This window comes from Pseudarthrobacter sp. R1 (genome assembly GCF_024494415.1).
In the GTDB taxonomy this organism is placed as follows: Bacteria; Actinomycetota; Actinomycetes; order Actinomycetales; family Micrococcaceae; genus Arthrobacter.
This window is the reverse complement of sequence record NZ_JAMKFI010000002.1, coordinates 177,831-202,269: the sequence shown is the minus strand read 5'-3', so window position 1 is coordinate 202,269 and position 24,439 is coordinate 177,831. Positions and strand designations below refer to the sequence as shown.

Genomic DNA, 24,439 nt, shown 5'->3' with positions numbered 1-24,439 from the left:
AGTACGCGCTGAACGCTTGACTTGCCAGCCGTCCGCGGATGTTGTTTGGATGGGGCGCATGACCACCACTGCAGCTGATCCAGCGCCCGCCTCCGGCGATACCACCGGCACCGCACCCTCGGGCACCGCGCCCTCGGGCACCGCGCCCTCGGGCATCGCGCCCGAGCCCATTGACGAGAATGCCTGGCTCGAGGAGATTTACGGCGAGCAGCAACTGGCCTGGGTGAAGGAACAGAATTCACGCACGGAGGACCTGCTGGAGGACGCCGACTACGTGGAACTCGAGGGCAAGATCCTTGAGGTGCTGGACTCCACGGACAGGATCGCCATGGTGGGCAAGCGCGGGGACTGGTATTACAACTTCTGGAAGGACCAGCAGAACCCCAAGGGCCTGTGGCGCCGCACCACGTGGGACAGCTACTGTACTGATTCACCGGTTTGGGATGTCCTGCTGGACGTCGATGCCCTGTCCGCCGCCGAGGGCGAAGAATGGGTCTTCCACGGGGCAACCTTCCTCCGCCCTGCACCAGGTGCGCCCTACCGTCTGGCGCTGCTGGCGCTTTCACCTGACGGCGGTGACGCCAACCGCTACCGGGAGTTCGATGTGGAATCCCGGATATTCGTGGACCCAGCGCGGGGCGGCTTTGACCTGCCGACGGCGAAGGGGAACGTGTCGTGGCTGGATGCGGACACGCTGCTGGTGGCCTCCACCGCAGAGGGGCTTCCGCGGACGGCTTCGTCCTATGCCCGGACAGCCGTCACCCTTAAGCGCGGCGCCTCGCTGGCTGAAGCGCCCCGCCTGTTCGAGGTGCCGGAGAACCACATGATGGCAGTGGTGGCCCACGACTCCACACCGGGGTTCGAGAGGACCTTCGCGGTTGACTACATCGACTTCTACAACAGGAGCAATTCCGTACTGCGCGAGGGTTCCTGGACGGTCATCGACGTCCCCACCGACGTCAACGTCAGCGCGCACCGGGAATGGCTGCTGTTCCGTCCCCAGCAAGATTGGGTGTTGAACGGGTCAACCTATCCTGCGGGATCGCTCCTCGCCGCCCGGTTTGAGGACTATCTGGCCGGTGTGCGCGACGTAGCAGTGCTGTTCACCCCGGATGCCTACACCTCGCTGCAGTCCTGGAGCTGGACCCGGAACTTCCTGCTGCTCAACCTCCTGAAGGACGTTTCCTCCGAGATCCGTGTTCTCGACCCGTCCCGGCCAACGGGTGACGCCAACGGAGCATGGGAGTCCACCCTCCTGGATGCCTGCCCGCCGCTGCACGACGTCAACGCCTACGCAGTGGACGATGAAGACGAAGCCGACGGCGGCGCGGGTGACGACTTCTGGCTCGTCGCCACGGGCTTCACCACCCCCAGCACGCTGGTGCGGGGCACGTTGGAGCGCGCCGCAGCGGGGACGCCCGGGGTGGCGAGCCGGCACGAGACAGTCAAGGCCTCGCCGTCGTTCTTTGCCGACGAAAACTATGAAGTGCAGCAGCACTTCGCCGTTTCCGACGACGGAACCCGGGTTCCCTACTTCCAAGTCTCTTCCCGCGACCTCCCGCTGGACGGGCAGAACCCCACCCAGCTCTCCGGCTATGGCGGTTTTGAGGTTTCCCGCACTCCGGCCTACAGCGGCATTGTGGGCAGGGCCTGGCTGGAACGCCGGACTTTCACTTCCGCCGGCACCAATGGGGAAGCATCGCACTCCAGGGGCGGTGTGTACGTGGTGGCCAACATCCGCGGCGGCGGTGAATACGGTCCGGGGTGGCACCGGGCAGCCCTGCAGGAGAACCGGCACAAGGCTTACCAGGACTTTGCGGCCGTGGCCCGGCACCTGATCTCCCGCGGTGTCACCTCGCCGGAGCGGCTGGGCTGTGTGGGCGGGTCCAATGGCGGACTCCTGGTGGGAAACATGCTCACGCAGTACCCCGAGCTGTTCGGGGCAATCTCCTGCGGGGTGCCGCTGCTTGATATGCGCCGCTACACCAAGCTGTCCGCCGGCCATTCGTGGATCGCAGAGTACGGTGACCCGGATGTGCCGGAGCAGTGGGAGTACATCAGGACGTTTTCGCCGTACCACCTGCTCAAGGACGGGGTTGAGTACCCGGAGACGTTCATTTGGACGGCCACCTCCGACGACCGCGTGGGACCGGTGCAGGCCCGCAAGATGGCTGCCCGGATGCTGGCCATGGGCATCCCGAACGTCTGGTTCCACGAGGCCCTTGAGGGCGGTCACGCCGGAGCGTCCGACAACCGGCAGGCGGCAGCGCTGCAGGCCCGAAGCCAGCACTTCCTGTGGAAGGCGCTGGCGGGCGGGACGGCGTAGCGGTGTCCCTGGCCGTGCGGCGGGCCGCGCGGGCTGACGTGGAGCGGCTGGCGGAGGTCCACGCCCGCTGCTGGCAGGAGACGTACCGCGGCATGCTGTCCGAGGGGTTCCTGGCGTCACAGACTCCCGATAACCGCCTGCCGCTTTGGCGCCACCTCCTGGAGAGCGCGGAGCCTGCGGAAGCGTGGGTGGCCTGCGACGACGGCGTGATCGTCGGGTTCGCGGGTATCCGGCGTGCGCCTTCCGGCGACTCCTGGCATACATCAGGGCCGGCCTCGTCCGGGGACCTGGAACTGTGGGGACTGTACCTGTTGGCATCGCACCAGGGGCTGGGACTGGGGCGCCGGCTCCTGGAGGCAGCATTGGGCGACAGCGCGGCTAGCCTGTGGGTGGCTGCTGAGAACGGGCGCGCGATTGGCTTCTACGGCCATTTCGGCTTCGCACCCGACGGCGCAGCGGACGTGATCCCCGACTGGGAGAACCTGCGCGAAATCAGGTTGGTGCGGGCCGGGCAGGTGCCGCGTCCGTAGCCGGCCGGCGATCCCCGCGGGCACTTTGAACGGGCTTGCGGCCCGTTTTGCACTGCGTGCCACGTTCTGCGTATCCTTGGTGGGCTAGGAATAGCAATTGGAGACGTGCCAGAGCGGCCGAATGGGCTTCACTGCTAATGAAGTGTGGGGCACAACTCCACCGGGGGTTCAAATCCCCCCGTCTCCGCGTTTGGCCCCGGTCCTGGACCGGGGCCTTTTGCGTACCCGCCGAAGGTGCTGCCTGCCGCCCCGGCTGCCCTCCCCGTCCGCGGTGCGGACAGATGCATCCCGGGATACTGCCGCGGTGGAATGATGAACGGATGGCAGCAAGCGACACGGTGGATGAGACGCCAGGCAGCACGCAGGCCTGGAGTCCCCGGCTGGCACTGCTGGTGGCCGCGACCTTCTTTATGGAGTTCCTGGACGGCACCGTCCTCACCACGGCCATCCCCAACATCGCTGACGACTTCAGGGTTCCCGCCGCAGACGTGAACATCACGATGACGGCGTACCTGCTGACCGTTGCCATGGGCATCCCGCTGAGCGGTTGGCTGGCTGAACGGTTCGGGGCCCGGCGCGTGTTTTGCCTTGCCATCGCGATCTTCACCCTGGCATCCCTGGCCTGCTCGCTGAGCCAGGACCTTGCCGCGCTCACGCTCAGCAGGATCCTGCAGGGGCTTGGCGGGGCCATGATGGTTCCCGTCGGAACTCTTTTGGTCCTTCGCGGGACGCCGAAAGCGGAACTCCTCCGCGCCACAGCGTTCCTTGTGTGGCCCGGCCTCCTGGCACCGGTCCTCGCTCCGTTAGTGGGCGGGGCCCTCACGACCTATTTGTCCTGGCACTGGATCTTCCTGATCAACCTCCCGCTGGGTGCCGCTGCATTCCTGGCCGCACTCCGCCTGGTCCCGGCAGCGGCAGGCGACCGGGGGCGGCGGCTGGACTGGCTGGGGCTGTTCCTCATGACGCTCGGCGTGGGGGCCCTGGTGGTGGGCCTCGAATTGGTGAGCACCCACCCCGCTCCCTGGGCCGCCCTGAGTGCAGGAGCAGGCGCGGTTGCTGTCGCCTGTGCCGTGCTGTGGATGCGGCGGGCGCGCTATCCGCTCTTTGACCTCGGGGTTTTCAGCACCCGGACGTCCCGAGCCATGGCAACCGGCGGGTTCGCTTACCGGTTGACCATCAGTTCGGTCCCTTTCCTGCTGCCCCTGATGTTCCAAGCCGGGTTCGGCTGGACCCCGCTGCACGCCGGGGCCATGGTGGCCGCTGTGTTCATCGGCAACATCGGCATCAAGCCCGCTACTACTCCCCTGATCCGGCGGTTTGGCTTCAAGGCTATGCTCGTCTTTGCGTCGGTTGCCTCTGCGGCCACCTTCGCGCTTTGCGCCCTGCTCACGCCGGAGACGCCCGAGCCGCTGATTTTCGCCCTGCTGGTTTGCAGCGGAGCTTTTCGCTCGATCGGTTTCTCGGCCTACGCGTCGGTTCAGTATGCCGATATCGCACCGGCACAGCTCACCTCGGCGAACACGGTCTCTGCCACCCTGGTCCAACTGGCCGCTGCCGCAGGCATCGCTGTAGGAGCGTTACTGATCCGGCTCTTCGACGGCCTGGGCACCTTTCCTGAAGACGCCGCCGGACCCTTCCGCGGGGCCTTCCTCGCCATGGCAGTGCTGATGCTGGCCAGCACGGCGGACAGCCTGTTCCTGCCACGGCATGCCGGTGCGGAAGTCAGCCAGCGCAAGGCCCAGCGGGTATAGGTTCCCATCCCCCAGCCATGCGAGCCTGAAGTCGGTTACACGTGCCCGACCACCGGCCCTCCCTCCCCGAAGCGCACTCCTAGCCAGCCTCAAGCCCGCTGCCCTGGCTCATCAGGCTGAAAACGGGCCCCGTAGGTTTTACCCCGCCTGGTTTCACCCGGTCTGGGCTCACCCGGCCTGGGCAAGGACCAACGGAAGGACAGCTCCCGCCCCGGCCTGCCTCAGCGCCCGGCCAGCAACGGTGAGTGTCCAGCGGCTGTCTGTCAGGTCATCGATCAGCATCACGGGCTGGCCCTGCACAGCGGCCAGCGCAGCTTGGAGCTCAGGACCCACCACCAGCCGATCCCACACGCCGGCCAGCCGGTAGGCGCTGTTGCCGCCGCGGCCTCCGGTGGGACCACCATGCGCGAGCTGCATCTCGCCAAGGTAGGGAATGCGCCCGATCTCGGAGATTCCCCTGGCCAGGGAACCCACCAGCTCGGGCTTGCTCCGCGCCGGAATGCTTACTATCGCGGCAGGCCGGCCGACTCCGCTCCAGCCAGGATTGCGGGCGTCGCCGGTACCCCACTCCCGCAAGACCTGCACGCAGGCCTGCAGCATGGCCGGATCCACGGGCTGGTCTTCGGTGCCGGCCGCAAACAGCGCGCGCAAGGCGCCACCCCAGCCAAGGTCCGTCAGCCTGGCCAGGACGCGCCCTTCGGCGAGGCCTTCCCCCGGCTTGAGCTTCCCCTTAACCGGCACGCCAAGGCGGTCCATGCCGCTGGGCCACTGGAGCCTGGCTTCCAGGACCCCACCTGCCCTGCTGAGGGTCTGGCCGGCAGCCTCCGTGGCGTTTTCCGCTATGTCTGCCGGGAACCAGCGCCCTGCGCAGTTGTCGCACCGGCCGCAGGCCTGCGCGGTTTCGTCGTCGAGGACGGAGGTGATGTATTCCATCCGGCATCCGGCGGTGTCCTGGTAGATCACCATAGAGTCCTGCTCGTCCACGCGCGCCTCAGCGATCCGGCGGTACCGCTCCGCGTCGTAAACCCATGGCTGGCCGGTGGCCCGCCATCCGCCTCCCACCCGTTCCACTGCGCCGTCAACGGACAGGACTTTAAGCAGCAGTTCCAGCGGGGTGCGGCGGAGGTCAACCCGCGCTTCCAGGGCCACCGTGGAGAGTGCGGTGCCCGCTTCCGCCAAGGCAGAGAGGACGGCCGCTGCCTTCTCTTCGGAGGGCATGGACGCGGTGGCGAAATACTGCCAGATGTCGCGGTCCTCCGAGCCGGGAAGCAACAGGACATCGGCATTGGCGGCGCCTCGGCCGGCACGGCCCACCTGCTGGTAGTAGGCCACCGGGGAAGACGGCGCCCCAAGGTGGACCACAAAGCCCAAGTCAGGTTTGTCGAAGCCCATGCCGAGGGCAGAAGTAGCCACGAGCGCCTTGACCTGGTTGTCCTTTAGCAGCTGCTCGGCGCGCTCCCTGTCCGCAGGATCGGTGCGGCCGGTATAGGCCAGTACGTCATGCCCGGCTTCGGCGAGGAGCCGCGCGGTGTCTTCCGCCGCCGACACTGTCAAGGTATAGATGATGCCGCTTCCGGGCAGGTCGGCCAGATGGGTCAGGAGCCAGCCCAGCCGCTGCTTCGAGTCCGGCAAGGACAGGACGCCCATCCGCAGGGAGTCACGCCCCAGGGAACCGCGGATGGTGAGGACCCCGTCTCCAAGCTGCTCTTCGATGTCGTGCACCACCCGGGAGTTTGCCGTGGCGGTGGTAGCAAGGACCGGAACGTTATCCGGCAGTTGCGTGATCAAGTCCGCGATCCGCCGGTAGTCAGGGCGGAAGTCGTGGCCCCAGTCCGAGATGCAGTGGGCCTCGTCAATAACCAGCAGGCCGGTGCGCCGGATGAGCTCCGGCAGTTGGGTTTCCCGGAAGGCCGGGTTGGTGAGCCGCTCCGGGGAGACCAGCAGGACGTCCACCTGGTCAGTGGCAAGCTGCTCACGGACCGCGTCCCATTCCAGCTGGTTGGCGGAGTTGATGGCGACGGCACGCACCCCTGCCCTGGCAGCGGCAGCCACCTGGTCCCGCATCAGGGCCAGCAGCGGCGAAACAATGAGCGTCGGCCCGGCGCCGCGGCGGCGCAACAGCAGGGACGCCACAAAATAGACGGCCGATTTGCCCCAGCCGGTGCGCTGGACCACCAGGGCCCGCCTGCCGCCGTCGACCAGCGCTTCAATGGCTTCAAACTGCCCCTCGTGGAAGGCAGCCCCGGGGTGTCCCACAAGCTCGCGCAGCACCTCCAGTGCCTGGTGGTGGGTTGCGGAGTTGGAGGCAGAGCCTCCGGCTGGCTCTGCGGTTGCGGTGGAATTCTGGTTATCGACCATTGATTCAGTATCCCAGCCGCCCCTGACACCCGGCTCCGAACGCCGCCCCTCTGTGGATACGGCAGGGCTACAAAACGCGTATGGTCGCCGGAACAGCCGTCACATAGCGCCCTTGCCAACCCATCCTCAACAGCCACTTCCGCCGTCCACGTAAGATAAATCCCGTGACTAGCGAACAGACAACGACTTTCGACCTTTCGGCATCCTTCAAGGCGTACGACGTCCGGGGCATCGTAGGCGAGTCCATCACCGCCGAAATCGTTGAAGCCGTGGGGGCCGCGTTCGTGGACATTCTCCAGCTCCAGGGCCAGACAATCCTGGTGGGCGGCGACATGCGTCCTTCCTCCCCGGAGTTCAGCAAGGCTTTCGCCAGCGGCGCAACCGCCCGTGGCGCCGACGTTGAGCTCCTGGACCTGATTTCCACTGACGAACTGTACTTTGCCTGCGGTTACCTGAACCGTGCCGGTGCCACGTTCACCGCCAGCCACAACCCTGCCGGCTACAACGGCATCAAAATGTCCAAGGCCGGGGCCGTGCCCATCTCCTCGGAGTCAGGCCTCAAGGATATCCAGGCCCTGGCCGAGCAGTACCTGAACACCGGTTCCATTCCTGCGGCGGAAAAGCGCGGCCAGGTCAGCGTCCGCGACGTGCTCAAGGACTACTCCGAGTACCTCCGCAAGCTGGTGGACCTCTCCGGAACACGTCCGTTGAAGGTGGTAGTGGACGCAGGCAACGGTATGGCCGGCCTCACCACCCCGGCAGTCCTGGGAGACGCCCTGCTCCCCAAACTGCCCCTGGACATCGTTCCCCTGTACTTCGAGCTGGATGGCTCCTTCCCCAACCATCCCGCCAACCCGCTTGAGCCGGAGAACCTCCGCGACCTGCAGGCTGCAGTGCTCCAGCACGGTGCGGACATCGGCCTGGCGTTCGACGGCGACGCTGACCGCTGCTTCGTCATCGACGAGAAGGGCGAGCCGGTCTCGCCGTCGGCCATCACCGGCATGGTTGCCCGCCGGGAGATCGCCCGCGCAAAAGCGCAGGGAGAAGCCACCCCCACCATCATCCACAACCTCCTCACTTCGCGTGCCGTGCCCGAACTCGTGGAACACGACGGCGGCAGGGCTGTCCGCACGCGGGTTGGCCACTCCTTCATCAAGGCAGTCATGGCGAAGGAAGGGGCCGTGTTCGGCGGAGAACACTCAGCGCACTTCTACTTCCGTGACTTCTGGAACGCAGACACCGGCATGCTGGCGGCAATGCACGTCCTGGCTGCCCTGGGCGAGCAGGACGGTCCGCTTTCGGAACTGGGCCGCGAGTACGAGCCCTACGTATCGTCCGGCGAGATCAACTCCGAAGTGGAGGACAAGGCGGCAGCAGTTGATCGCGTCCGCCTGGCTTTTGCCGACGAAGACCTCACCATCGACGGGATGGACGGCAGCACATTCACCGCCAACGACGGCAGCTACTGGTTCAACCTGCGCCCGTCCAATACCGAGCCTTTCCTCCGGCTCAACGCTGAGGCTACGGACCGCACCACAATGGAGCGGATCCGGGACCGCGTCCTGTCGATCGTCCGGGCCTAGTCCACGCATGGCTGAAGAGAGCGCATTCGGCTCGCAAGCAGGTACAGGCGGGCAAGCGTCCTGGCGCGACACCGTTCCCGAGAGCACGGCCACGGACCTTGAGAACCTACTAGGGACGGGCATCAGCGCCGCACAGGAGCAGCTTCAGCGCAATGGCGGCTTCCTGCCCTTCGCCCTGACTGTGCAAAACGACGGCGAGGTCCGCTTGGTTGCCGTTTCCCCGGCGGATGCCCGGGAAGGTTCCGACGGCGACTTTGATGCCGATGCCATGATCAGTGACCTCACCGCCCTGCTGCGCCAGAACCGGGAGGACTTTCGCGCCGCGGCGGTGGTTTGCGACATTCTGCTCGTGGAGGAGGACTCGGACGCGATCCATGTGGCCACCGAGCACCGCGAGGGCCCGGTATTCGCCGCCGTTTTGCCCTACTCCGCCGACGCCGTCACCCGGACGTGGGAGTTCGGCGAGCTCGCTGCTGACGCCAGCGAGCCCGTTATCTGGGTGGACTAGACCGGCTCCCGCCATGAAAATCAACGCTTTTGCCGACGTGAGCCTGCGCGCCCTCATGGTGCTTGCAGCTGCCCCTGGCGGCACCCTGCTTACCACGCAAAACATTGCCGATACCGTCGGAACTCCCTACAACCATGTCAGCAAGGCGATGGCCAAACTGCGCAACCTGGGTTTGATTGAGGTGGAGCGCGGCCGGACGGGCGGTTCCCGGCTAAGCCATGGTGGCCGGAGTGCCACCGTGGGTCAAATTCTTCGGCAACTCGACACCCGAACGGATGCGGCGGAGTGTGTCGCCCCCAGCGGCAACTGCCCCCTCATCAACGAGTGCAAGCTCCGCGCTGCCCTGTCCCGCGCCCGCGAGGCCTTCTACCGCGAGCTCGACGGGGTAGTAATTGCTGATCTTCCGGCTTCCCGGCAGATGAACCCCGTCTTCGAATTGATCGGACTGCGGCCCGGGCTTTAGCCCCGCGCAGCTGCCTCCCCCCCAACGGGACGGCCAGGACATTTTTCCCAGGATTTGATCGCAACTTCTACAACATGTAGAACTTGGGATATGAATACAAGCATTTCCAATGCTGGTATTCAGAAGGCCGGACGAAGGCCCCGGTCCCTACCTCAGGAGTTCCTATGCTCTCGGACAAATCCCGCCCTGTCATCGAAGCCACGTTGCCGCTTGTTGGTTCACGCATCAGCGAAATTACGCCCAAGTTTTACCAGCGGCTGTTCGCCGCGCACCCCGAACTCCTGGACGGCCTCTTCAGCCGCTCCAACCAACGCTCCGGCAACCAGCAGCAGGCCCTGGCAGGAAGCATTGCGGCCTTTGCCACGCACCTCGTCAACAACCCGGGCACCCTCCCCGAGACTGTCCTTTCGCGCATCGCGCACCGGCACGCCTCCCTGGGCATTACCGAACCGCAGTACCAGGTAGTCCACGAGCACCTGTTCGCGGCCATTGCGGAAGACCTGGCAGAGGTCATCACACCCGAAATCGCGGAAGCCTGGACAGAGGTGTACTGGCTCATGGCGGACGCGCTGATCAAACTCGAGAAGGCGCTGTACGCAGGGCAGGCCAACGGCATGATGTGGACGCCATGGCGGGTAGCTGCGAAAACTCCCGCCGGGGCCGGATCAATGACCTTCACCCTCGAGCCAGCCGACGAAACGCCCGTGACGCAGGCGCTTCCCGGCCAGTACATCAGTGTGAAAGTAGTCCTGCCAGAAGGCCTTCGCCAGGTCCGCCAGTACTCCCTTTCGGGTGAGGCGGGCACCACCCGCAGCTTCACCACCAAACTGGATGACGGCGGCGACGTCTCGCCCGTGCTCCACAACAACGTGCAGGTGGGAGACATCCTGGAAATCTCCAATCCGTACGGCGAGATCACCCTCAAGGATGGCGATGGTCCGGTGGTGCTCGCGTCCGCCGGCATCGGCTGCACGCCCACCGCATCAATCCTGCGTTCCCTGGCTGATTCCGGGTCCGAACGGCAGGTGCTGGTACTCCACGCCGAGAGCTCCCTGGAAAGCTGGGCCCTGCGCAGCCAGATGACGGACGACGTCGGGCGCCTGGACGGTGCCGAGCTGCAGCTGTGGCTGGAACAGCCGGAGGCGGGAGCCAAGGAAGGCTTCATGTCCCTGCGCGAAGTGGACCTGCCGGCCGAGGCGTCCCTCTACCTCTGCGGCCCGCTGCCCTTTATGAAGAACATCCGCAACGAGGCAATCAACGCCGGCATCCCGGCCACCCGCATCCACTACGAGGTCTTCGGCCCGGACATCTGGCTGGCCGGCTGAACCATCGGTGGGCCCCCACGCCTGGACCCACGCTTGGGCCCACGCCGGCCGGGTTCCCTGGCCGAGCTTGCGAGGCTAGGGGGCCGGTGGGGACGACGGCGGCCCCGCACCTTTCGTTGGAAAGGTGCGGGGCCGCCGTCGCACTTAAGACGCCGTTGTACTTAAGGGGTTCAGCCCAGCCGGGACTTCAGGCTGGCGAGCTCCGACTGCAGTGCGTCGGGGAGCGAGCCGCCGAAGTTGGCGAACCATTCCTCGATGGAGGCAAGTTCCGTTGCCCACTCCGTCGGGTCCACCTTGACTGCTTCCTCCACCTGGGCGGGGGTCATGTCCAGGCCTTCGAGGTCGATTGAGTCACCGGTGGGCACGAAGCCAATCGGGGTCTCAACGGCGTCCGCCTTACCCTCGAGGCGCTCGATGGCCCACTTGAGGACACGGGCGTTGTCGCCGAATCCGGGCCAGGCGAAGCCGCCCTCAGAGTTCCGGCGGAACCAGTTGACCAGGAAGATCTTGGGCAACCGCTCGGGGTTGGCCTTCGCTGAAAGGTTGACCCAGTGGTTCAGGTAGTCGCCTGCGTCGTAGCCGATGAAGGGCAGCATGGCCATGGGGTCGCGGCGCACCACGCCCACAGCGCCTGCAGCGGCAGCAGTGGTTTCGGAAGACAGCGTTGCGCCCATGAAGATGCCGTTTGACCAGCTGCGCGCCTCGGTGACCAAGGGGATGGTGGTCTTGCGCCGGCCACCGAACAGGATGGCGGAAAGCTCAACACCGTTGGGGCTGTGGTACTCCTCGGCGAGCATGTCGATCTGGTCGATCGGCGTGCAGAAGCGCGAGTTGGGGTGCGCGGCGGGCTTGTCGGAGTCGGGGGTCCAGGAGTTGCCCTGCCAGTCCGTGAGATGGGCGGGAACTTCCTCGGTCATGCCCTCCCACCAGACGCCGCCGTCGTCGGTCAGTGCCACGTTGGTGAAGATGCTGTTGCCCTTGGCGATGGCCCTCATGGCATTGGGGTTGGTGCCCCAGCCCGTGCCCGGGGCAACGCCGAAGAGGCCTGCTTCAGGGTTGACGGCGCGAAGTTCGCCTTCCTTGCCGAACCGCATCCAGGTGATGTCGTCGCCAAGGGTTTCCACCTTCCAGCCCTTGATGGTGGGATCCAGCAGGGCAAGGTTGGTCTTGCCACAGGCGGACGGGAAGGCAGCGGAGACGTAGTACGTCTTCTGCTCAGGAGAGGTGAGCTTGAGGATGAGCATGTGCTCGGCCAGCCAACCCTCGTCACGGGCCATGACGGAGGCGATGCGCAGGGCGTAGCACTTCTTGCCCAGCAGGGCGTTGCCGCCGTAACCCGAACCGAAGGACCAGATGGACCGCTCTTCGGGGAAGTGGACAATCCACTTGTCCGGGTTGCAGGGCCAGGGGACGTCTGCCTGGCCGGCCTCCAGCGGGGCACCCAGCGAGTGCAGCGCAGGGACGTAGAACGCGTTGGTTTCGGTGATGCGGTTCAGGACATCGGTACCGATCCGGGCCATGATGCGCATGGAAGCGACAACGTAGGCGCTGTCAGTGATCTCGACGCCGAACTTGGGGTCCTCGGCGTCGAGGTGGCCCATAACGAATGGAATGACGTACATGGTCCGGCCCCGCATGGACCCGGCGAACAGGCCGCGAAGCTTGTCCTTCATCTCGGCCGGCGCCATCCAATTGTTCGTGAACCCGGCGTCGTGCTCCTTCTCGGAGCAAATGAAGGTCTGCTCCTCCACGCGTGCCACGTCAGCGGGATCGGAGAAAGCGGCGAAGGAATTAGGGAAGAGGTCCTGGTTCAGGCGCCTGAGGGTTCCTGCCGCGACCAGCTCGTCGGTAAGGCGGGTGTTCTCCTCTTCGGAGCCGTCAACCCAGTAGATCCGGTCCGGCTGCGTAAGCTCAGCAACCTCTTCGACCCATGCCAGCAGACCGGCATGTGTAGTGGGTGCATTCTCAAGCAGCGGCTTTTGCGCCAGATCGCCCATTTCGGTTCCCTTCCTCGGGTTCATCGGTGTGAGCTAAATGCTATGGTCCGGACCACCGGAGTTTTTGGGACGTATGCTGAGCATTTGGCGCAACAGAAATGCGTTTCCGCGGGAAATCAAGGAATTTGGGACGCAAATCAGAGGATTAAGTGACGAAGGTCACCTATACCGGTCTAGTCGCCGAGATTACACGCCTCTCGATTTGGCATCGTGGCCAACCCTCGCGTAAAGTAATTCGAGGTTCAGGGAGAGCGGTTCTTCTTCCGGGACACGAGATGCGCCCATAGCTCAGCTGGATAGAGCGTCTGTCTACGGAACAGAAGGTCAGGGGTTCGAATCCCTTTGGGCGCACAGATAAGGTCCGCACCGGTTCGCCGGTGCGGACCTTTTGTTTTGCGCCACGAAAGTGCCCACGTGGCGGATTCCCCCTCCAGCAGCAGGCCGGGATCCCGGGCGTAGGCTTTCCCCATGATGCCCGAGGCGATTTCGCGTGAATTTGATGTTGTGGTGATCGGCGCCGGCGCCGTGGGGGAAAACGTAGCTGACAGGGCGGTGCAGGGCGGCCTCACGGCCGTACTGGTGGAAGCGGAGCTGGTGGGCGGCGAGTGTTCCTACTGGGCATGCATGCCTTCAAAAGCCCTGCTTCGCCCCGGCACGGCCCTCCACGGAGCCCAGACCGCACCCGGAGCCAAGGAAGCGGTGACGCGGACCCTGGATGCCGCGGCCGTCCTCAAGCGCCGGGACTACATGGCGTCCAACTGGCAGGACGACGGGCAGGTCAAGTGGGTGGAGGACACAGGCATCGAACTGGTCCGGGGGCACGCGTGGCTGACGGGGCCCAAGTCCGTTGAAGTCGCCGGGCTCGACGGCAACCAGTACCAGCTTCACGCGCGTCATGCGGTAGTCCTGGCCACTGGTTCAGCACCCAACACTCCCCCGATCGAGGGACTCGAGGACGTGCAGGTATGGGGCACCCGGGAGGCCACCTCAGCCAAGGAAGTTCCGCCACGGCTTGCTGTACTGGGGGGCGGAGTCGCCGGGGCAGAACTGGCGCAGGCCTATGCCCGGCTGGGTTCTACGGTGACGCTCGTGGCACGCAGCGGACTGCTCCGGGCCTTCCCGTCGGAGGCGGCAAACCTGGTCGCGGCCGGGCTCCGTGCCGACGGCGTGGAGATCCGGCTCAACACCACGACGGAAAGCATCAGCGAGAACGACGACGGAACGCTGAGCCTGCAACTGGCAGACGGTTCCAGCGTGACCGCCGAAAAGGTCCTCGTGGCCACAGGCCGGCACCCCGCCTTGGAAGGCCTGGGGCTGGAGAGCGTGGGCTTCGAGCCCGACCAGGAGGGGCATCTCACCCTTCGCACGGACAATTCGGGGGTAGTGGAGGGAGCCTCCGGCGGAGAGCCCTGGCTTTATGCAGTGGGTGACGCCGCCGGCAAGAACCTCTACACGCACCAGGGAAAGTACGAGGCCCGCGCCACCGGAGACGCCATCGCCGCCCGGGCCAAGGGGGAATTGGCAGGCGCCGCCAGGGACTGGAGCCGCTTCGCGCAAACTGCCAACGAGCATGCTGTACCCAGTGTTGTCTTCACCGACCCGGAGCTGGCCACCGTCGGGCGCACCTTGGACATTGCGCAGAAGGACGGCTACAACGCTTCCTCCGTTGAACTTGCCATCCAGGTAGCAGGATCTTCCCTGCACTCGGAGAACTACGAGGGGTGGGCGCAACTCGTGGTTGACGAGGACCGCAGGGTTCTCCTGGGAGCCACGTTCGCCGGGCCGGACGTGGCGGAACTCCTGCACGCGGCCACCATCGCGATAGTGGGCGAAGTGCCGCTGGACCGGCTGTGGCATGCAGTACCCTCCTACCCCACCATCAGCGAAGTCTGGCTGCGCCTCCTGGAGAAGTACGGGCTCTAAGAAGTACGGGCTCTAACGGGTTCTATTTGAACTGACTAGTCAGTTTGAATAGACTGGGTGCAAGACCACCACTGTGAAAGGCACCCTTGCTTCTGGCCCAGCAGCTCCATGTCCGCGGCCGCCGGGATCCCCTGCTCCCTGCGACCTCCCTCCATGCACGCCGCGGGGAGCTGGTACTTGCCTGCGGGGACCGGCAGGATCAGCGGACTGCGCTGGCCCTTGTGCTCAGCGGCCGGATGAAAGCCGATGGGGGCTCCGTCAGCTGGGACGGCCAAAGCGGAATCAAGGCACTCCGCACGGCCAGCGCACTGGTTGATGCCCCCGGCGTCAACGAGCCTGAACCGCACCTGAGCGTGCGCGACCTCGTGACGGAGGACCTGGCCCTCATCCCCCGCCGCTACCGGGGTGCCCTTCTCAGCAGTCCGTGGCTCAAGGTCAACCGCTTTGAGGACATCGCCCACCTGTGGACTGAGCAGCTGGATCCTTCCCGCCGGCTGGAACTCCTGACGGCGCTTGCTTTGGCCAACCCGCATACGGACTTGCTGGTGGTGGACTCACCGGACCGGCACAGTAGCGATCCCGGCAGCTGGCTGCCGCGCCTGGAGCAGCTGGCATCCGACGCCGGGCGGCCGCTGGCTGTCGTTGCGACGGTAGCTGCCCCTCCGCCGTCGTGGTCCGGAGCGATCGCTGCGATTGGCAACGCTGTGCCCAGCGAACATGTTGCCGAGGCGGAGGCTGGAGCGGAAAGCCCGGTGGCTACCGACGAACTCGAACTCGAAACCGAGGATGCGAAGTGACTGTACTGCGGCTGGCCCGCTCTGAACTCAAGCGGATGACGGGCGGGCTGCTGCCGAAGCTGACCATCCTCGCGCTGACCATGGTCCCGCTGCTGTACGGCGCCGTCTACCTCTACGCCAACTGGGATCCGTACGGCAACCTGGACCAGATCGACGCCGCGCTGGTGGTGGAGGACACCGGTGCCACCGCCGGCGACGGCTCTGAACTGCAGGCGGGCAGGGAAGTAGCGGACAGCCTGGTGGAGGGCAATGTCTTCCACTGGATCTCGGTGGCCGGCGGAGACGAGGCGGATGAGGGCGTCGCCAGCGGCAAGTACGCCTTCGCACTGAAAATACCGGAGGACTTTTCCGCCCACCTCGTATCCCCCGGCAGCTTTGACTCCGCCAGCCAAGCCATGCTCAACGTCACCACGAATGATGCCAACAACTATCTGCTGAGCACCATCGTGGACAAGCTGACCACCTCCGTACACAGCACCGTTGCTGCCGACGTGGGAGAAGAAACCGCCAACCAGTTGCTTACCGGATTCGGCACCATCCATACGCAGATGGTCAAGGCGTCCGACGGCGCCGGTCGCCTTGCAGACGGCGTGGCCACCCTGAGGGACGGGAGTGCGGCCCTTCAGGAGGGGACCGCAGGCCTGAGTAGCGGAGCTGATGAGCTTTACGCGGGCCAGCTCAAGCTGCGCGACGGCGCCAACCAGCTGACCGACGGCGCCGGCCAATTGAGCAGCGGGCTCTCCGTGCTGAAGGACAAGACAGCAACGTTGCCCGGGGATTCCCGGACACTGGCAGCGGGTGCCGCGCAAGTGGCTGCCGGAAACGCCCAGTTGAACACCAAGGTCCAGGACGCCGCTGCCCAACTGGAGGCTGCTGACCAGGGACTTCGCACCCGAGTGGTGGAGTCGAACAACAGGCTGATCGCTTCCGGCGTCCTCACCCAGGCCCAAGCGGACAGCATCCTGGCCGACTTCGACTCCGTGGCCGCCTCCAATCCGGTGACAGCTGCCAAAACACAATTCCAGGCCGACGCCGCGCAAATCCAACAGCTGGCAGACGGAGCCGATGCCGTCAGCGTAGGCGCGGCACAATTGGCTGCCGGAACCCCGGCCCTGAAAGAAGCCATTACACAGGCATCCGGAGGTGCTGACCAGCTGCACACTGGCGCGGCGACGCTTGCCACCGGGGAACAGTCAGCCGTGGATGGCACTGCAGCCCTGGCGGACGGGGCGCGCAAGCTCGACGCCGGCGCCGCGCAGCTCGAGGAAGGCGCGGGTACGGCCGCAGAGGGTTCCCGAACCTTGGCCGAGGAGATTGGCAGCGGTGCAGGACAGGTTCCGAATCCGGACGACGCCCAGAAGAGCAACCTCTCGCGGGTCATCGCAGATCCGGTGGCGGTCAGCAACGTTTCACAGGCTAAGGCCGGGTCCTACGGCGCCGGGCTGGCACCGTTCTTCCTCACCCTCGCTTTGTGGATCGGCATCTTTATGCTGGTCCAGGCCATGCGGCCCCTCACGCAGCGGGCGCTGGCATCCAACGCGCGCTCCTGGAAAATCGCGGTGGGAGGATGGTTGCCCTTCCTGGCCGTCTCGGTGGTGCAGGCCACCCTCCTCACCCTGGTGGTCAACCTGGCCCTGGGCCTGGACGCCGCCCATCCCGTCCTGATGTGGCTTTTTATGCTGGCCGCAGCCATGGCTTTCAGTGCCCTCATCCAGGGAATCGTGGCACTGCTGGGCTCACCCGGAAAACTCGTGGTCCTGATCCTGCTGGTCCTTCAGCTGGTTTCTTCCGGTGGCACCTTCCCCTGGCAGACCACGCCACAACCCCTTCACCTGGTGCACCAGATCCTGCCCATGGGGTATGTGGTGACAGGGATGAGGCACCTGATTTACGGGGCCGACCTCTCCATGATCATCCCCACCGTGCTGGGACTTGCGGGGTACACGGCGCTGGGATTGGCGATGTCCACCCTGGCCGTGCGCAAGGGAAAATACTGGACGCTCAAGACGCTGAAACCGGAAATTGCAGTATGAGACTCGCGGAACCAGCGAAAAAACTCCGCCCTGCCCGGACGACTGCCACGCGGCAGAGGCTCTTTGACGCTTCCATGGAGCTGATCGGCGAGCGTGGTGCTGCCGGTGTGACCGTTGACGAGATTGCAGCTGCTGCAGGCGTTTCCAAGGGGACGGTTTACTACAATTTCGGCAGCAAGTCGGACCTCATCGCGCAGCTGCTGCGGCATGGCGTGGATATCCTCAAGGCCCGTTTGCTGGGGGCGCCGGACGGCGGGACGGGCCAGGATCCCTTGCTGGCAATGGAGGCGATGATTGGCCAGGCCATGGACTTCATGGCCGAGTACCCGTCCTTCGCCCGGCTCTGGGTGAGCGAGAACTGGCGTACCCCCAGCGAATGGCAGGGGACCTTTACGCTCCTGCGGGCAGAGCTCCTGGCGGTCATCAGTGAAGCGGTGGAAAACGTTGCCAAGGCCTACCCTGTGGATCCCTCCGTTGCGCGGGGCAGCCTGGAAACAGCCATTTTTGGAGCGTGCTTTGTGGTGGGGCTTGACCGGCAGACCTACAACCCGGAGCGCACCCGTGACCAAAGCGTTGCAGCAATCATGGCCATCATGCGCGGCTACGTGATCCAGCAGCCCGCTCCTCAGGGATGATGGTGGACATGCGGCACATGGGGAACAGCGGAAAATTTGCGGTCATCACCGGCACCGTGGCTGCCGGCCTGCTGGTCCTGACAGGCATGACGCTGGCGGAGCCCGTATTCATGGCTTTCCTCGGCGTGCTGGGGCTCGCCTACCTTGCCTGCATCATCGAGGTCCTGCGCCGCCGGCGCTTCGTTATGCTCGCCGTTGCCGGCCTATCCACGAGCCTCGCCGTGGCGGGATCGCTGGCCTTCCTGAGCACGTGGGAGCTGGCCTCCACCGACGAGTCGTCGCTGTTTGGCACCCCGTTGCCCACCTCGGATCCGGACAACTACTTCTTCCTGGCCGCGCTCTCCGCACTGACGGCCCTGGCGGCACTGTTCACGGGGGCCATGTGGCCGGGACGCCGGCGCACCCACGGCAGCGCCTCCCGGGCTGCCGGCGTCCGGACCGCTGCGCGCGGCAGCAGCAACGCCGCGAGGAGGGCTCCGGCTCGGCAGGCCGGCGCAGCGCAGCCGCGCACCCCGTCCGGGGCGCGGGCGCACGTGCGGCAGCCGACGTCGTCCGCCCGGCAGGCGTCCCAGGGACAGTCATCCCAGAGACAGTCATCCCAGGGACAAGGCCCGGCGAGGCAGGGCGCCGCCAGGCAAAGTGCCACAAAGCAAAGTTCCGCAAAGCTGCCTCAGGGCCGCCCAGCAACAAGGAAATAGCTTGCGCTAATGCGCCCGCGGCACCTTGAATTTGGTGATCCGTGCATCCTGTCCGTCCAGCTCAGCCCAGGACTTTTCCGTTTCGAGGACGGTGAGCGCGTTGGTGGGATACCTCGTTGCGGCGTCCATGTAGGCATCGTGGTCGGAATCGCGTGAGGCGAGGTGCATGGCAAGGTCCTGTACCCCTGGCAGGTGCGCTATCAGCATCAGCGTGGTAACGGTATCGGGCACGTGATTGACCACGGTAAGCATGCGCAGGGCGGAGGAAGCGTAGAGGCCGTCTTCGAGCTTGGGCGTGGGCGCCTTGTCCCCCAGTTCAGAACATACCCACGTGCAGGTCTGGCGGGTCCTCAGGGCACTTGAGCACAGGATGAAGTCAGGCACGATGTTGTGCTTGAGCAGCCAGCGTCCTGCAAGGGGCGCTTCCCGGTGGCCCCGCTCTTCCAGCGGCCGCTCGTGGTCAGCCACGCCACCGGGCCAATCGGCCTTGGCGTGGCGCATGATCACAAGGCGTCGAAGATGGTGCTGGCTCATGGCCCAAGCCTAAGGCACGGCCCACAGGCCTCCTGCGTGCCTGACGAGTGCTAGATCGAGTACTCCGGAGCGGCCCAGACAACAACCTCGGGGTGCTCGTAGAACCGGTAGCCCTGGCCGCGCACGGTGCGCACGGTGTTGGCGAGGCGGCCAAGCTTGGACCGGAGGCGGCGGATGTGGACGTCGATGGTGCGCTCGTTGGGCACCTCTTCGGCGTTGCGCCACAGGCCCTCGAGCAGTTCGTCGCGGCCAACAGTGCGCGTGCCGTTTTCCACGAGGTAGTTGAGGAGTTCAAATTCCTTGAAAGTCAGGTTCAGGGATTCACCGTCCAGGTGCACTTCGCGGCGTGCAAGGTCGATCAGGACGCCGGAGGGGCGCGGCTCCTGGGGCTGCTGCGGCCGCGGGCTTTCGGTGCGCTGGCGGGTGTTGACCGTGGGGTCACCGAAGGTGGAGCGGACGACGTCGAGTGCTGAGCCCGGCGTGCCCGCAGGGGCGACGGCGACGGCGGCGTAGCTTTCGGCTCCCGATACCAGGGACTGGGCGTAAGCGCGAATCTCCTGGGCGAGCTTGGCGATGGAGGTACCTGCGGCAGCTGCGGTTTCCTCGTCGATCCCCATGTAGAGAACGAATCCACGGGCGACGGTGTCACTGGCTACGGGGCGGACCTGGTTGGGCCCGGCAACTACCGGAGTGGGAGCAGTGACCGGCGCCGACTCGGCTGGCGGAACGGCGCGGAGCTGGCCGTAGGAGTTGGGGTTATAACCCTGGGGGCCGTATCCCGAGCCGGGAAAGCTGCTTCCGGACGTGGCGGGAGCGAGCGCCGTGCGTGGGCCGAAGCCGGGGCGGAGGCCGGAAGGCTGGCCACCCTTGGCGGCGTTACGGACAGAAATGTGGACGTATCCGGATGCAACTGACATGGATTGCTTACCTCAATGTGAATGGCCGTCATCGCGGCTCGAATGCTGGGTTCCCCGCAATGAAACTGGGGAGGGACGCCCGACGCTGGGCTGGGGGCGTATGCCGACGAACTTCGAGGGGTGGGAAGATCAGGCGTACATTCGACAACAGCGCATGTCGGCAGCAGCGGATGTGCTGGGCCAATAGTCTGCGGCTGCAGGTGCTGTTGAGTTCTTGTTCACAATGGAAGTGTGCAGCGTAACAATGCGAACTTGCAAGTAACAATGGACGCTTCCGTCCGCATTATGAGACAAAAGCGCTTGATGTGGCACAGATCACGATTCTGGACAATGGTCAGATTGCTGATCATTGTCCCGCTTTCGGGGCAGGAAAACTACCAATGGTGAACTTAATTCGTCCATTGCTCCAGCAGCCGCCCTTTTCTTCAGATGGACGGGGAATGCCGAAATTGCGCCCCACCTGTCCAGTGGGAGCCGGAACCGGAGAAGAAAAAATCGCACTCCCTCCGCTGTAAGGCCACCTCTGCAGGGCACCTGGCTGTCCAGCTTCCCGTTGACCGCCGCTGGCCGGGCAGCTGCCACCCTTTCCGCCGCCCGCCAATACCTGCCCGGCTGGCTAGGCTGGTATTCACAGCTGAGGCACAGGAAGCCCATAGCTCCGGCTCAACGACTGATCGGAGAGTTGTTCCATGGCCACTTCGCACTCCATGACCAACAACCTCCCCGAGCTTTCCCACCCGGACGGCTCCCCCATCCGTGCCTTGGTGGTCGACGACGAGCCAAGCCTTTCGGAGCTGATGAGCATGGGCCTGCGCATGGCCGGCTGGTCGGTGGCGGTGGCGGCGGACGGCCCGGAAGCAGTGAAACTGGCCAAGGATTTCCGTCCTGATGTTCTGGTCCTTGATGTGATGCTCCCAGGGTTCGACGGCGTCGAGCTGCTGGGAAGGATCCGCACGTTCACGCCCGAGGTACCCGCTCTCTTCCTCACTGCCAAGGACGCGGTCCAGGACCGGATCGTGGGACTGGCGGCCGGTGGCGACGACTATGTCACCAAACCGTTCAGCATGGAGGAAGTCCTGCTTCGGCTGCACCGCCTGGTGCAGCGCTCCGGAGTTGCCGCTATGGACACGGCCGAATTGGTGGTAGGAGACCTTGTCCTCAACGTTGATACCCGGGAAGTGACCCGGGCCGGGGCGGAGCTCCAGCTCACGGCCACGCAGTTCGAGCTGCTCCGCTACCTCATGGAGAATCCCAAGCGCGTCATCAGCAAGGCGCAGATCCTGGACCGCGTGTGGGACTACGACTTCGGCGGCCAGGCCAACATTGTGGAGCTTTATATCTCCTACCTGCGCAAGAAGGTGGACGCAGTTCACCCGCCCATGATCCACACCGTGCGCGGCGCAGGGTACGTCATCAAGCCTGCAGAGTAAGCGCACCATGGCGTCACAACAGGCAGCCCATCCCCATCGCCGGAGCTTGCTCAAACCCGGCACCTGGCACTTGCGTACCCGCCTCATCCTCCTGGCCATGGCCCTGCTCATCGCCATCTGCGGTGCCGTGGGCGTTGCCAGCTATGCTTCCATGGATGCGTTCCTGACCCGCCAGCTGGATGAACAGCTGAGCCAGGCTGCAGACCGGTCCAACAATCCGGGCCGCCCTCCCATGGGCGGCTTCAATGGAAGGGATCCCCTGGACGCCCGCGGCCAAAGCGTGGGAACCATGAACGCCCGCATCCTCAACGGCCAGGTGAACAGTGGTGGATTCCTCACCTCGGACACCACGCGTTCTGCACTGTCCGCCGAGGACAAGCAGACGCTGCTGGCGCTGGCGACAGACACGGAGCCCGTGGACCGTAGCCTCTCAAACGGTGCCTACCGGCTGGTAGCGGTGAAAACGAACTTCGGTGATGTCCTGGTCACCGGGCTCCCCCTCGCTGCCAAAGAAAGCACGCTTGCCTCCCTCGTGTGGACCTTTGTGGTCGTCTCGCTTGGCGGGTTGCTCTTGATCGGATTAGTGGGCACGGTCCTGATCCGACGCACCATGAAACCTCTTGAGCAGCTGTCGGAGGTTGCCACCCGGGTTTCGCAGCTTCCCCTGGACGCCGGCGAGGTGGCACTCGCGGTGCGCGTGCCGCCGTCGAACTCCAATCCGGGAACGGAAGTAGGCAGCGTCGGTCACGGGGTGAAAAGGAGACGGGATAACGTGGCGAGCGCGCTGCAGGCGCGGCAGATGAGCGAAACAAAGGTGCGGCAGTTTGTGGCCGATGCCTCGCACGAGCTGCGTACTCCCCTGACCGCCATCCGCGGCTACACCGAATTGATGAGGATGACGGAGGCCTTCACCCCCGACGGCCAAAAGTCCCTTGCCCGTGTGCAGAGCCAGTCAGAGCGGATGACCGCTTTGGTGGAAGACCTGCTGCTGCTGGCCCGGCTCGATGAGGGCCAGCCGTTGAAGCTCAGCGAGGTGGACCTTACGCAGTTGGTGGTGGAAAGCGTCAGTGATGAAAAGGTGATGGCACCGGGCCACACCTGGCGGCTGGAACTTCCGGATGAGCCCGTGGTGGTCACCGGTGACGCCTCCCAGCTGCGCCAGGTGCTGATGAACCTGCTCTCCAACGCGCGCAAACACACCCCTGCCGGCACCACTGTTGTTACCGGCGTCGGAAAGACGGCTGGAGGTGCCGCGTTGATAACGGTAACGGACGACGGCGGCGGGATCCCGGCGGAGTTTGTGGACCATGTTTTTTCGCGCTTCGCCCGCGCAGACGCGGCCCGGAAGGGCACGGGAGATGGGGCGGGGGCTGCAGCGGCCGAAGGCACCAGCGGCCTCGGGTTGTCCATCGTGGAATCCATCATGGAGGCCCACGGCGGAAGGGTAACGGTGACATCACAATCCGGGCGCACAGAGTTCGCCTTACATCTCCCCTTGAGGTGAGGTTGGCAGCAAGGCGACGCGCCGCCGTCGTGATCTCTGTTACCAAAATGTGACTTACGCGCTGCATTCCTGTACCGTCGATTGGGTGCAGTTCGTGTTCGAGCCGCATATCCGGATGACGCCAAGCTCTGCCACTTCCCGGATTCCCTTTGAACATAGGCAGAGGCGGGGGACCCACCGTCCCGGGCACTGATTGCCCTTGGGGTTAAGCCAGCACGTGAACTTTCCGTGTGGCCGGATGCCCTCATCCGAACCCGACAGCTAACTCCGCAGGTGTGAGAGGCGATCCATCATGTTCAAAAACCTGGTAAAACCACGTCCGAAAAACGATTCCGCACCGCACGCTGGACCGGAAACCGGCAAAATCTCTTCTTTCGGCAAGCGCGCGGCCGTGATTGCCGCATCCTGCGCACTCCTCGTTGGAGTGGGAGCTGCGGGACAGGCTACAGAAACAAGCATCCGTGTAGCGGCCACTGAAACGCAGGCCGCCCAGGCGCAGTCGAACCTCAGCATCGAGAAGAGCGAGATTACCTCCAATCCCGCGCCTGAGCCCGCCGCTCCGGAGATAGCTGTAGCCCCGCAGGCGGCCGAGCCCGCCCCTGCGCCGGCTCCCGAACCTGCACCGGCACCCGCTCCTGAGCCTGCTCCTGCCCCTGCACCTGCTCCTGCCCCTGAGCCCGCTCCGGCTCCAGCGCCCGAGCCTGCACCCGTCGTCGCGGTCAACGATCCCGCCGGCGCCCAGGCGTACGCCGCTGGCCAGCTGGCGAACTACGGCTGGGCTCCTGACCAGATGCAGTGCCTGGTAACCCTGTGGGACAAGGAATCGGACTGGACCACCACGGCCACCAACCCGAGCAGCGGCGCCTACGGCATCGTGCAGTCCCTGCCCGCCGAGAAGATGGCCAGCGCCGGCCCGGACTACCTCACCAACTACCGCACGCAGATCAACTGGGGCCTGAATTACATCCAGGAGCGTTACCAGTCCCCGTGTGGTGCGCTGAACTTCCACCTGTCGAATAACTGGTACTAAGCAGTCCTGGCACATCCGGAACTGCAACACGCGGGCGGCGTTTTAAACAGCCGCGCACGTCTGGGTCCCGCGCCTGCTGGCTCCCGCACACTGGCTC

The 24,439-nt window shown here is 65.2% G+C and carries 19 protein-coding genes, 2 tRNA genes and 1 riboswitch; of the genes, 17 read left to right on the top strand and 4 right to left on the bottom strand.

From position 1 onward, the window contains the following. Positions 1 to 58: 58 nt before the first annotated feature. The 4 genes from M8J71_RS02870 (at position 59) to M8J71_RS02855 (ending at position 4,607) form a co-directional block, all read left to right on the top strand. Positions 59 to 2,326: a prolyl oligopeptidase family serine peptidase gene (locus M8J71_RS02870; protein ID WP_256246501.1), complete on the top strand. Its 2,268-nt coding sequence runs from the start codon at positions 59 to 61 to the stop codon at positions 2,324 to 2,326. Beyond that, positions 2,296 to 2,856, top strand: coding sequence for a GNAT family N-acetyltransferase (locus M8J71_RS02865; RefSeq protein WP_256246500.1), 561 nt, complete (start codon positions 2,296 to 2,298; stop codon positions 2,854 to 2,856). Before M8J71_RS02870 ends, M8J71_RS02865 begins: the two co-directional genes overlap by 31 nt. 99 nt (positions 2,857 to 2,955) lie before the next feature. Then, positions 2,956 to 3,043 (top strand) — tRNA-Ser (locus M8J71_RS02860). Between the two features lie 133 nt (positions 3,044 to 3,176). Continuing rightward, positions 3,177 to 4,607 (top strand): MFS transporter, encoded by a 1,431-nt coding sequence (locus tag M8J71_RS02855; RefSeq protein ID WP_256246499.1) that lies wholly within the window; start codon positions 3,177 to 3,179, stop codon positions 4,605 to 4,607. Positions 4,608 to 4,775: 168 nt separating this feature from the next. On the opposite strand, the gene M8J71_RS02850 is transcribed toward M8J71_RS02855, so the two are convergent. Further along, positions 4,776 to 6,965 carry a RecQ family ATP-dependent DNA helicase gene (locus M8J71_RS02850; protein WP_256246498.1) on the bottom strand — a complete coding sequence of 730 codons (2,190 nt, stop codon included), beginning with the start codon at positions 6,963 to 6,965 and terminating at the stop codon, positions 4,776 to 4,778. A gap of 164 nt (positions 6,966 to 7,129) precedes the next feature. Here M8J71_RS02850 and M8J71_RS02845 point away from each other — a divergent pair, with 164 nt between their 5' ends. The 4 genes from M8J71_RS02845 to M8J71_RS02830 all read left to right on the top strand — a co-directional run bounded on the left by M8J71_RS02845 (position 7,130) and on the right by M8J71_RS02830 (position 10,844). Next, positions 7,130 to 8,548, top strand: a complete 1,419-nt coding sequence (locus tag M8J71_RS02845; RefSeq protein ID WP_256246497.1) for a phosphomannomutase/phosphoglucomutase — start codon at positions 7,130 to 7,132, stop codon at positions 8,546 to 8,548. A gap of 7 nt (positions 8,549 to 8,555) precedes the next feature. Continuing rightward, on the top strand, positions 8,556 to 9,056 hold the full coding sequence (locus M8J71_RS02840) for a hypothetical protein (protein ID WP_256246496.1): 501 nt from the start codon (positions 8,556 to 8,558) through the stop codon (positions 9,054 to 9,056). A 13-nt stretch (positions 9,057 to 9,069) separates the two neighbouring features. After that, complete coding sequence (locus M8J71_RS02835; protein ID WP_256246495.1) at positions 9,070 to 9,519, top strand: RrF2 family transcriptional regulator; 450 nt, start codon at positions 9,070 to 9,072, stop codon at positions 9,517 to 9,519. A gap of 164 nt (positions 9,520 to 9,683) precedes the next feature. Beyond that, positions 9,684 to 10,844 (top strand): globin domain-containing protein, encoded by a 1,161-nt coding sequence (locus M8J71_RS02830; protein WP_256246494.1) that lies wholly within the window; start codon positions 9,684 to 9,686, stop codon positions 10,842 to 10,844. Positions 10,845 to 11,014: 170 nt separating this feature from the next. Here M8J71_RS02830 and M8J71_RS02825 read toward each other — a convergent pair whose 3' ends face one another. Then, positions 11,015 to 12,841 carry a phosphoenolpyruvate carboxykinase (GTP) gene (locus M8J71_RS02825; protein ID WP_256246493.1) on the bottom strand — a complete coding sequence of 609 codons (1,827 nt, stop codon included), beginning with the start codon at positions 12,839 to 12,841 and terminating at the stop codon, positions 11,015 to 11,017. A gap of 277 nt (positions 12,842 to 13,118) precedes the next feature. On the opposite strand from M8J71_RS02825, the gene M8J71_RS02820 reads away from it, so the two are divergent. The 6 genes from M8J71_RS02820 to M8J71_RS02795 all read left to right on the top strand — a co-directional run bounded on the left by M8J71_RS02820 (position 13,119) and on the right by M8J71_RS02795 (position 18,927). Then, positions 13,119 to 13,192: transfer RNA gene (locus tag M8J71_RS02820), tRNA-Arg, on the top strand. A gap of 117 nt (positions 13,193 to 13,309) precedes the next feature. Then, a complete protein-coding gene (locus M8J71_RS02815) occupies positions 13,310 to 14,764 on the top strand; it encodes a dihydrolipoyl dehydrogenase family protein (RefSeq protein ID WP_256246492.1) in 1,455 nt (484 codons plus the stop codon). An 86-nt stretch (positions 14,765 to 14,850) separates the two neighbouring features. After that, positions 14,851 to 15,561: an ABC transporter ATP-binding protein gene (locus M8J71_RS02810; RefSeq protein WP_256246491.1), complete on the top strand. Its 711-nt coding sequence runs from the start codon at positions 14,851 to 14,853 to the stop codon at positions 15,559 to 15,561. Then, positions 15,558 to 17,594 carry a YhgE/Pip family protein gene (locus M8J71_RS02805; RefSeq protein ID WP_256246490.1) on the top strand — a complete coding sequence of 679 codons (2,037 nt, stop codon included), beginning with the start codon at positions 15,558 to 15,560 and terminating at the stop codon, positions 17,592 to 17,594. The genes M8J71_RS02810 and M8J71_RS02805 overlap by 4 nt, the downstream gene beginning before the upstream one ends. After that, positions 17,591 to 18,229, top strand: coding sequence for a TetR/AcrR family transcriptional regulator (locus tag M8J71_RS02800; RefSeq protein WP_256246489.1), 639 nt, complete (start codon positions 17,591 to 17,593; stop codon positions 18,227 to 18,229). Before M8J71_RS02805 ends, M8J71_RS02800 begins: the two co-directional genes overlap by 4 nt. 8 nt (positions 18,230 to 18,237) lie before the next feature. Further along, positions 18,238 to 18,927 (top strand): hypothetical protein, encoded by a 690-nt coding sequence (locus tag M8J71_RS02795; protein WP_256246488.1) that lies wholly within the window; start codon positions 18,238 to 18,240, stop codon positions 18,925 to 18,927. Between the two features lie 6 nt (positions 18,928 to 18,933). Here M8J71_RS02795 and M8J71_RS02790 read toward each other — a convergent pair whose 3' ends face one another. Both M8J71_RS02790 and M8J71_RS02785 read right to left on the bottom strand, forming a co-directional pair. Further along, entirely contained in the window at positions 18,934 to 19,461 is a 528-nt protein-coding gene (locus M8J71_RS02790) for a SixA phosphatase family protein (protein WP_163167933.1), read from the bottom strand. Positions 19,462 to 19,511: 50 nt separating this feature from the next. Then, positions 19,512 to 20,378 (bottom strand): winged helix-turn-helix domain-containing protein, encoded by an 867-nt coding sequence (locus M8J71_RS02785; RefSeq protein ID WP_163167932.1) that lies wholly within the window; start codon positions 20,376 to 20,378, stop codon positions 19,512 to 19,514. 689 nt (positions 20,379 to 21,067) lie between these two features. On the opposite strand from M8J71_RS02785, the gene M8J71_RS02780 reads away from it, so the two are divergent. The 3 genes from M8J71_RS02780 (at position 21,068) to M8J71_RS02770 (ending at position 24,342) form a co-directional block, all read left to right on the top strand. Beyond that, positions 21,068 to 21,808 carry a response regulator transcription factor gene (locus M8J71_RS02780; protein WP_256246487.1) on the top strand — a complete coding sequence of 247 codons (741 nt, stop codon included), beginning with the start codon at positions 21,068 to 21,070 and terminating at the stop codon, positions 21,806 to 21,808. A 7-nt stretch (positions 21,809 to 21,815) separates the two neighbouring features. Next, the gene (locus tag M8J71_RS02775; protein ID WP_256246486.1) at positions 21,816 to 23,312 is read left to right on the top strand and encodes a sensor histidine kinase; all 1,497 of its coding nucleotides are present in this window, start codon (positions 21,816 to 21,818) and stop codon (positions 23,310 to 23,312) included. 126 nt (positions 23,313 to 23,438) lie between these two features. Then, a riboswitch (cyclic di-AMP (ydaO/yuaA leader) is annotated at positions 23,439 to 23,599 on the top strand. A gap of 5 nt (positions 23,600 to 23,604) precedes the next feature. After that, positions 23,605 to 24,342, top strand: coding sequence for a hypothetical protein (locus M8J71_RS02770; protein ID WP_256246485.1), 738 nt, complete (start codon positions 23,605 to 23,607; stop codon positions 24,340 to 24,342). Positions 24,343 to 24,439: the final 97 nt, after the last annotated feature.

Excerpts from the sequence above, each read along its gene's own strand:
- M8J71_RS02870 (WP_256246501.1), top strand. The coding sequence starts at position 59 with ATGACCACCACTGCAGCTGATCCAGCGCCCGCCTCCGGCGATACCACC.
- M8J71_RS02855 (WP_256246499.1), top strand. The coding sequence starts at position 3,177 with ATGGCAGCAAGCGACACGGTGGATGAGACGCCAGGCAGCACGCAGGCC.
- M8J71_RS02850 (WP_256246498.1), bottom strand. The coding sequence starts at position 6,965 with ATGGTCGATAACCAGAATTCCACCGCAACCGCAGAGCCAGCCGGAGGC.
- M8J71_RS02840 (WP_256246496.1), top strand. The coding sequence starts at position 8,556 with ATGGCTGAAGAGAGCGCATTCGGCTCGCAAGCAGGTACAGGCGGGCAA.
- M8J71_RS02835 (WP_256246495.1), top strand. The coding sequence starts at position 9,070 with ATGAAAATCAACGCTTTTGCCGACGTGAGCCTGCGCGCCCTCATGGTG.
- M8J71_RS02830 (WP_256246494.1), top strand. The coding sequence starts at position 9,684 with ATGCTCTCGGACAAATCCCGCCCTGTCATCGAAGCCACGTTGCCGCTT.
- M8J71_RS02825 (WP_256246493.1), bottom strand. The coding sequence starts at position 12,841 with ATGGGCGATCTGGCGCAAAAGCCGCTGCTTGAGAATGCACCCACTACA.
- M8J71_RS02815 (WP_256246492.1), top strand. The coding sequence starts at position 13,310 with ATGATGCCCGAGGCGATTTCGCGTGAATTTGATGTTGTGGTGATCGGC.
- M8J71_RS02800 (WP_256246489.1), top strand. The coding sequence starts at position 17,591 with ATGAGACTCGCGGAACCAGCGAAAAAACTCCGCCCTGCCCGGACGACT.
- M8J71_RS02795 (WP_256246488.1), top strand. The coding sequence starts at position 18,238 with ATGCGGCACATGGGGAACAGCGGAAAATTTGCGGTCATCACCGGCACC.
- M8J71_RS02790 (WP_163167933.1), bottom strand. The coding sequence starts at position 19,461 with ATGAGCCAGCACCATCTTCGACGCCTTGTGATCATGCGCCACGCCAAG.
- M8J71_RS02785 (WP_163167932.1), bottom strand. The coding sequence starts at position 20,378 with ATGTCAGTTGCATCCGGATACGTCCACATTTCTGTCCGTAACGCCGCC.
- M8J71_RS02780 (WP_256246487.1), top strand. The coding sequence starts at position 21,068 with ATGGCCACTTCGCACTCCATGACCAACAACCTCCCCGAGCTTTCCCAC.
- M8J71_RS02775 (WP_256246486.1), top strand. The coding sequence starts at position 21,816 with ATGGCGTCACAACAGGCAGCCCATCCCCATCGCCGGAGCTTGCTCAAA.
- M8J71_RS02770 (WP_256246485.1), top strand. The coding sequence starts at position 23,605 with ATGTTCAAAAACCTGGTAAAACCACGTCCGAAAAACGATTCCGCACCG.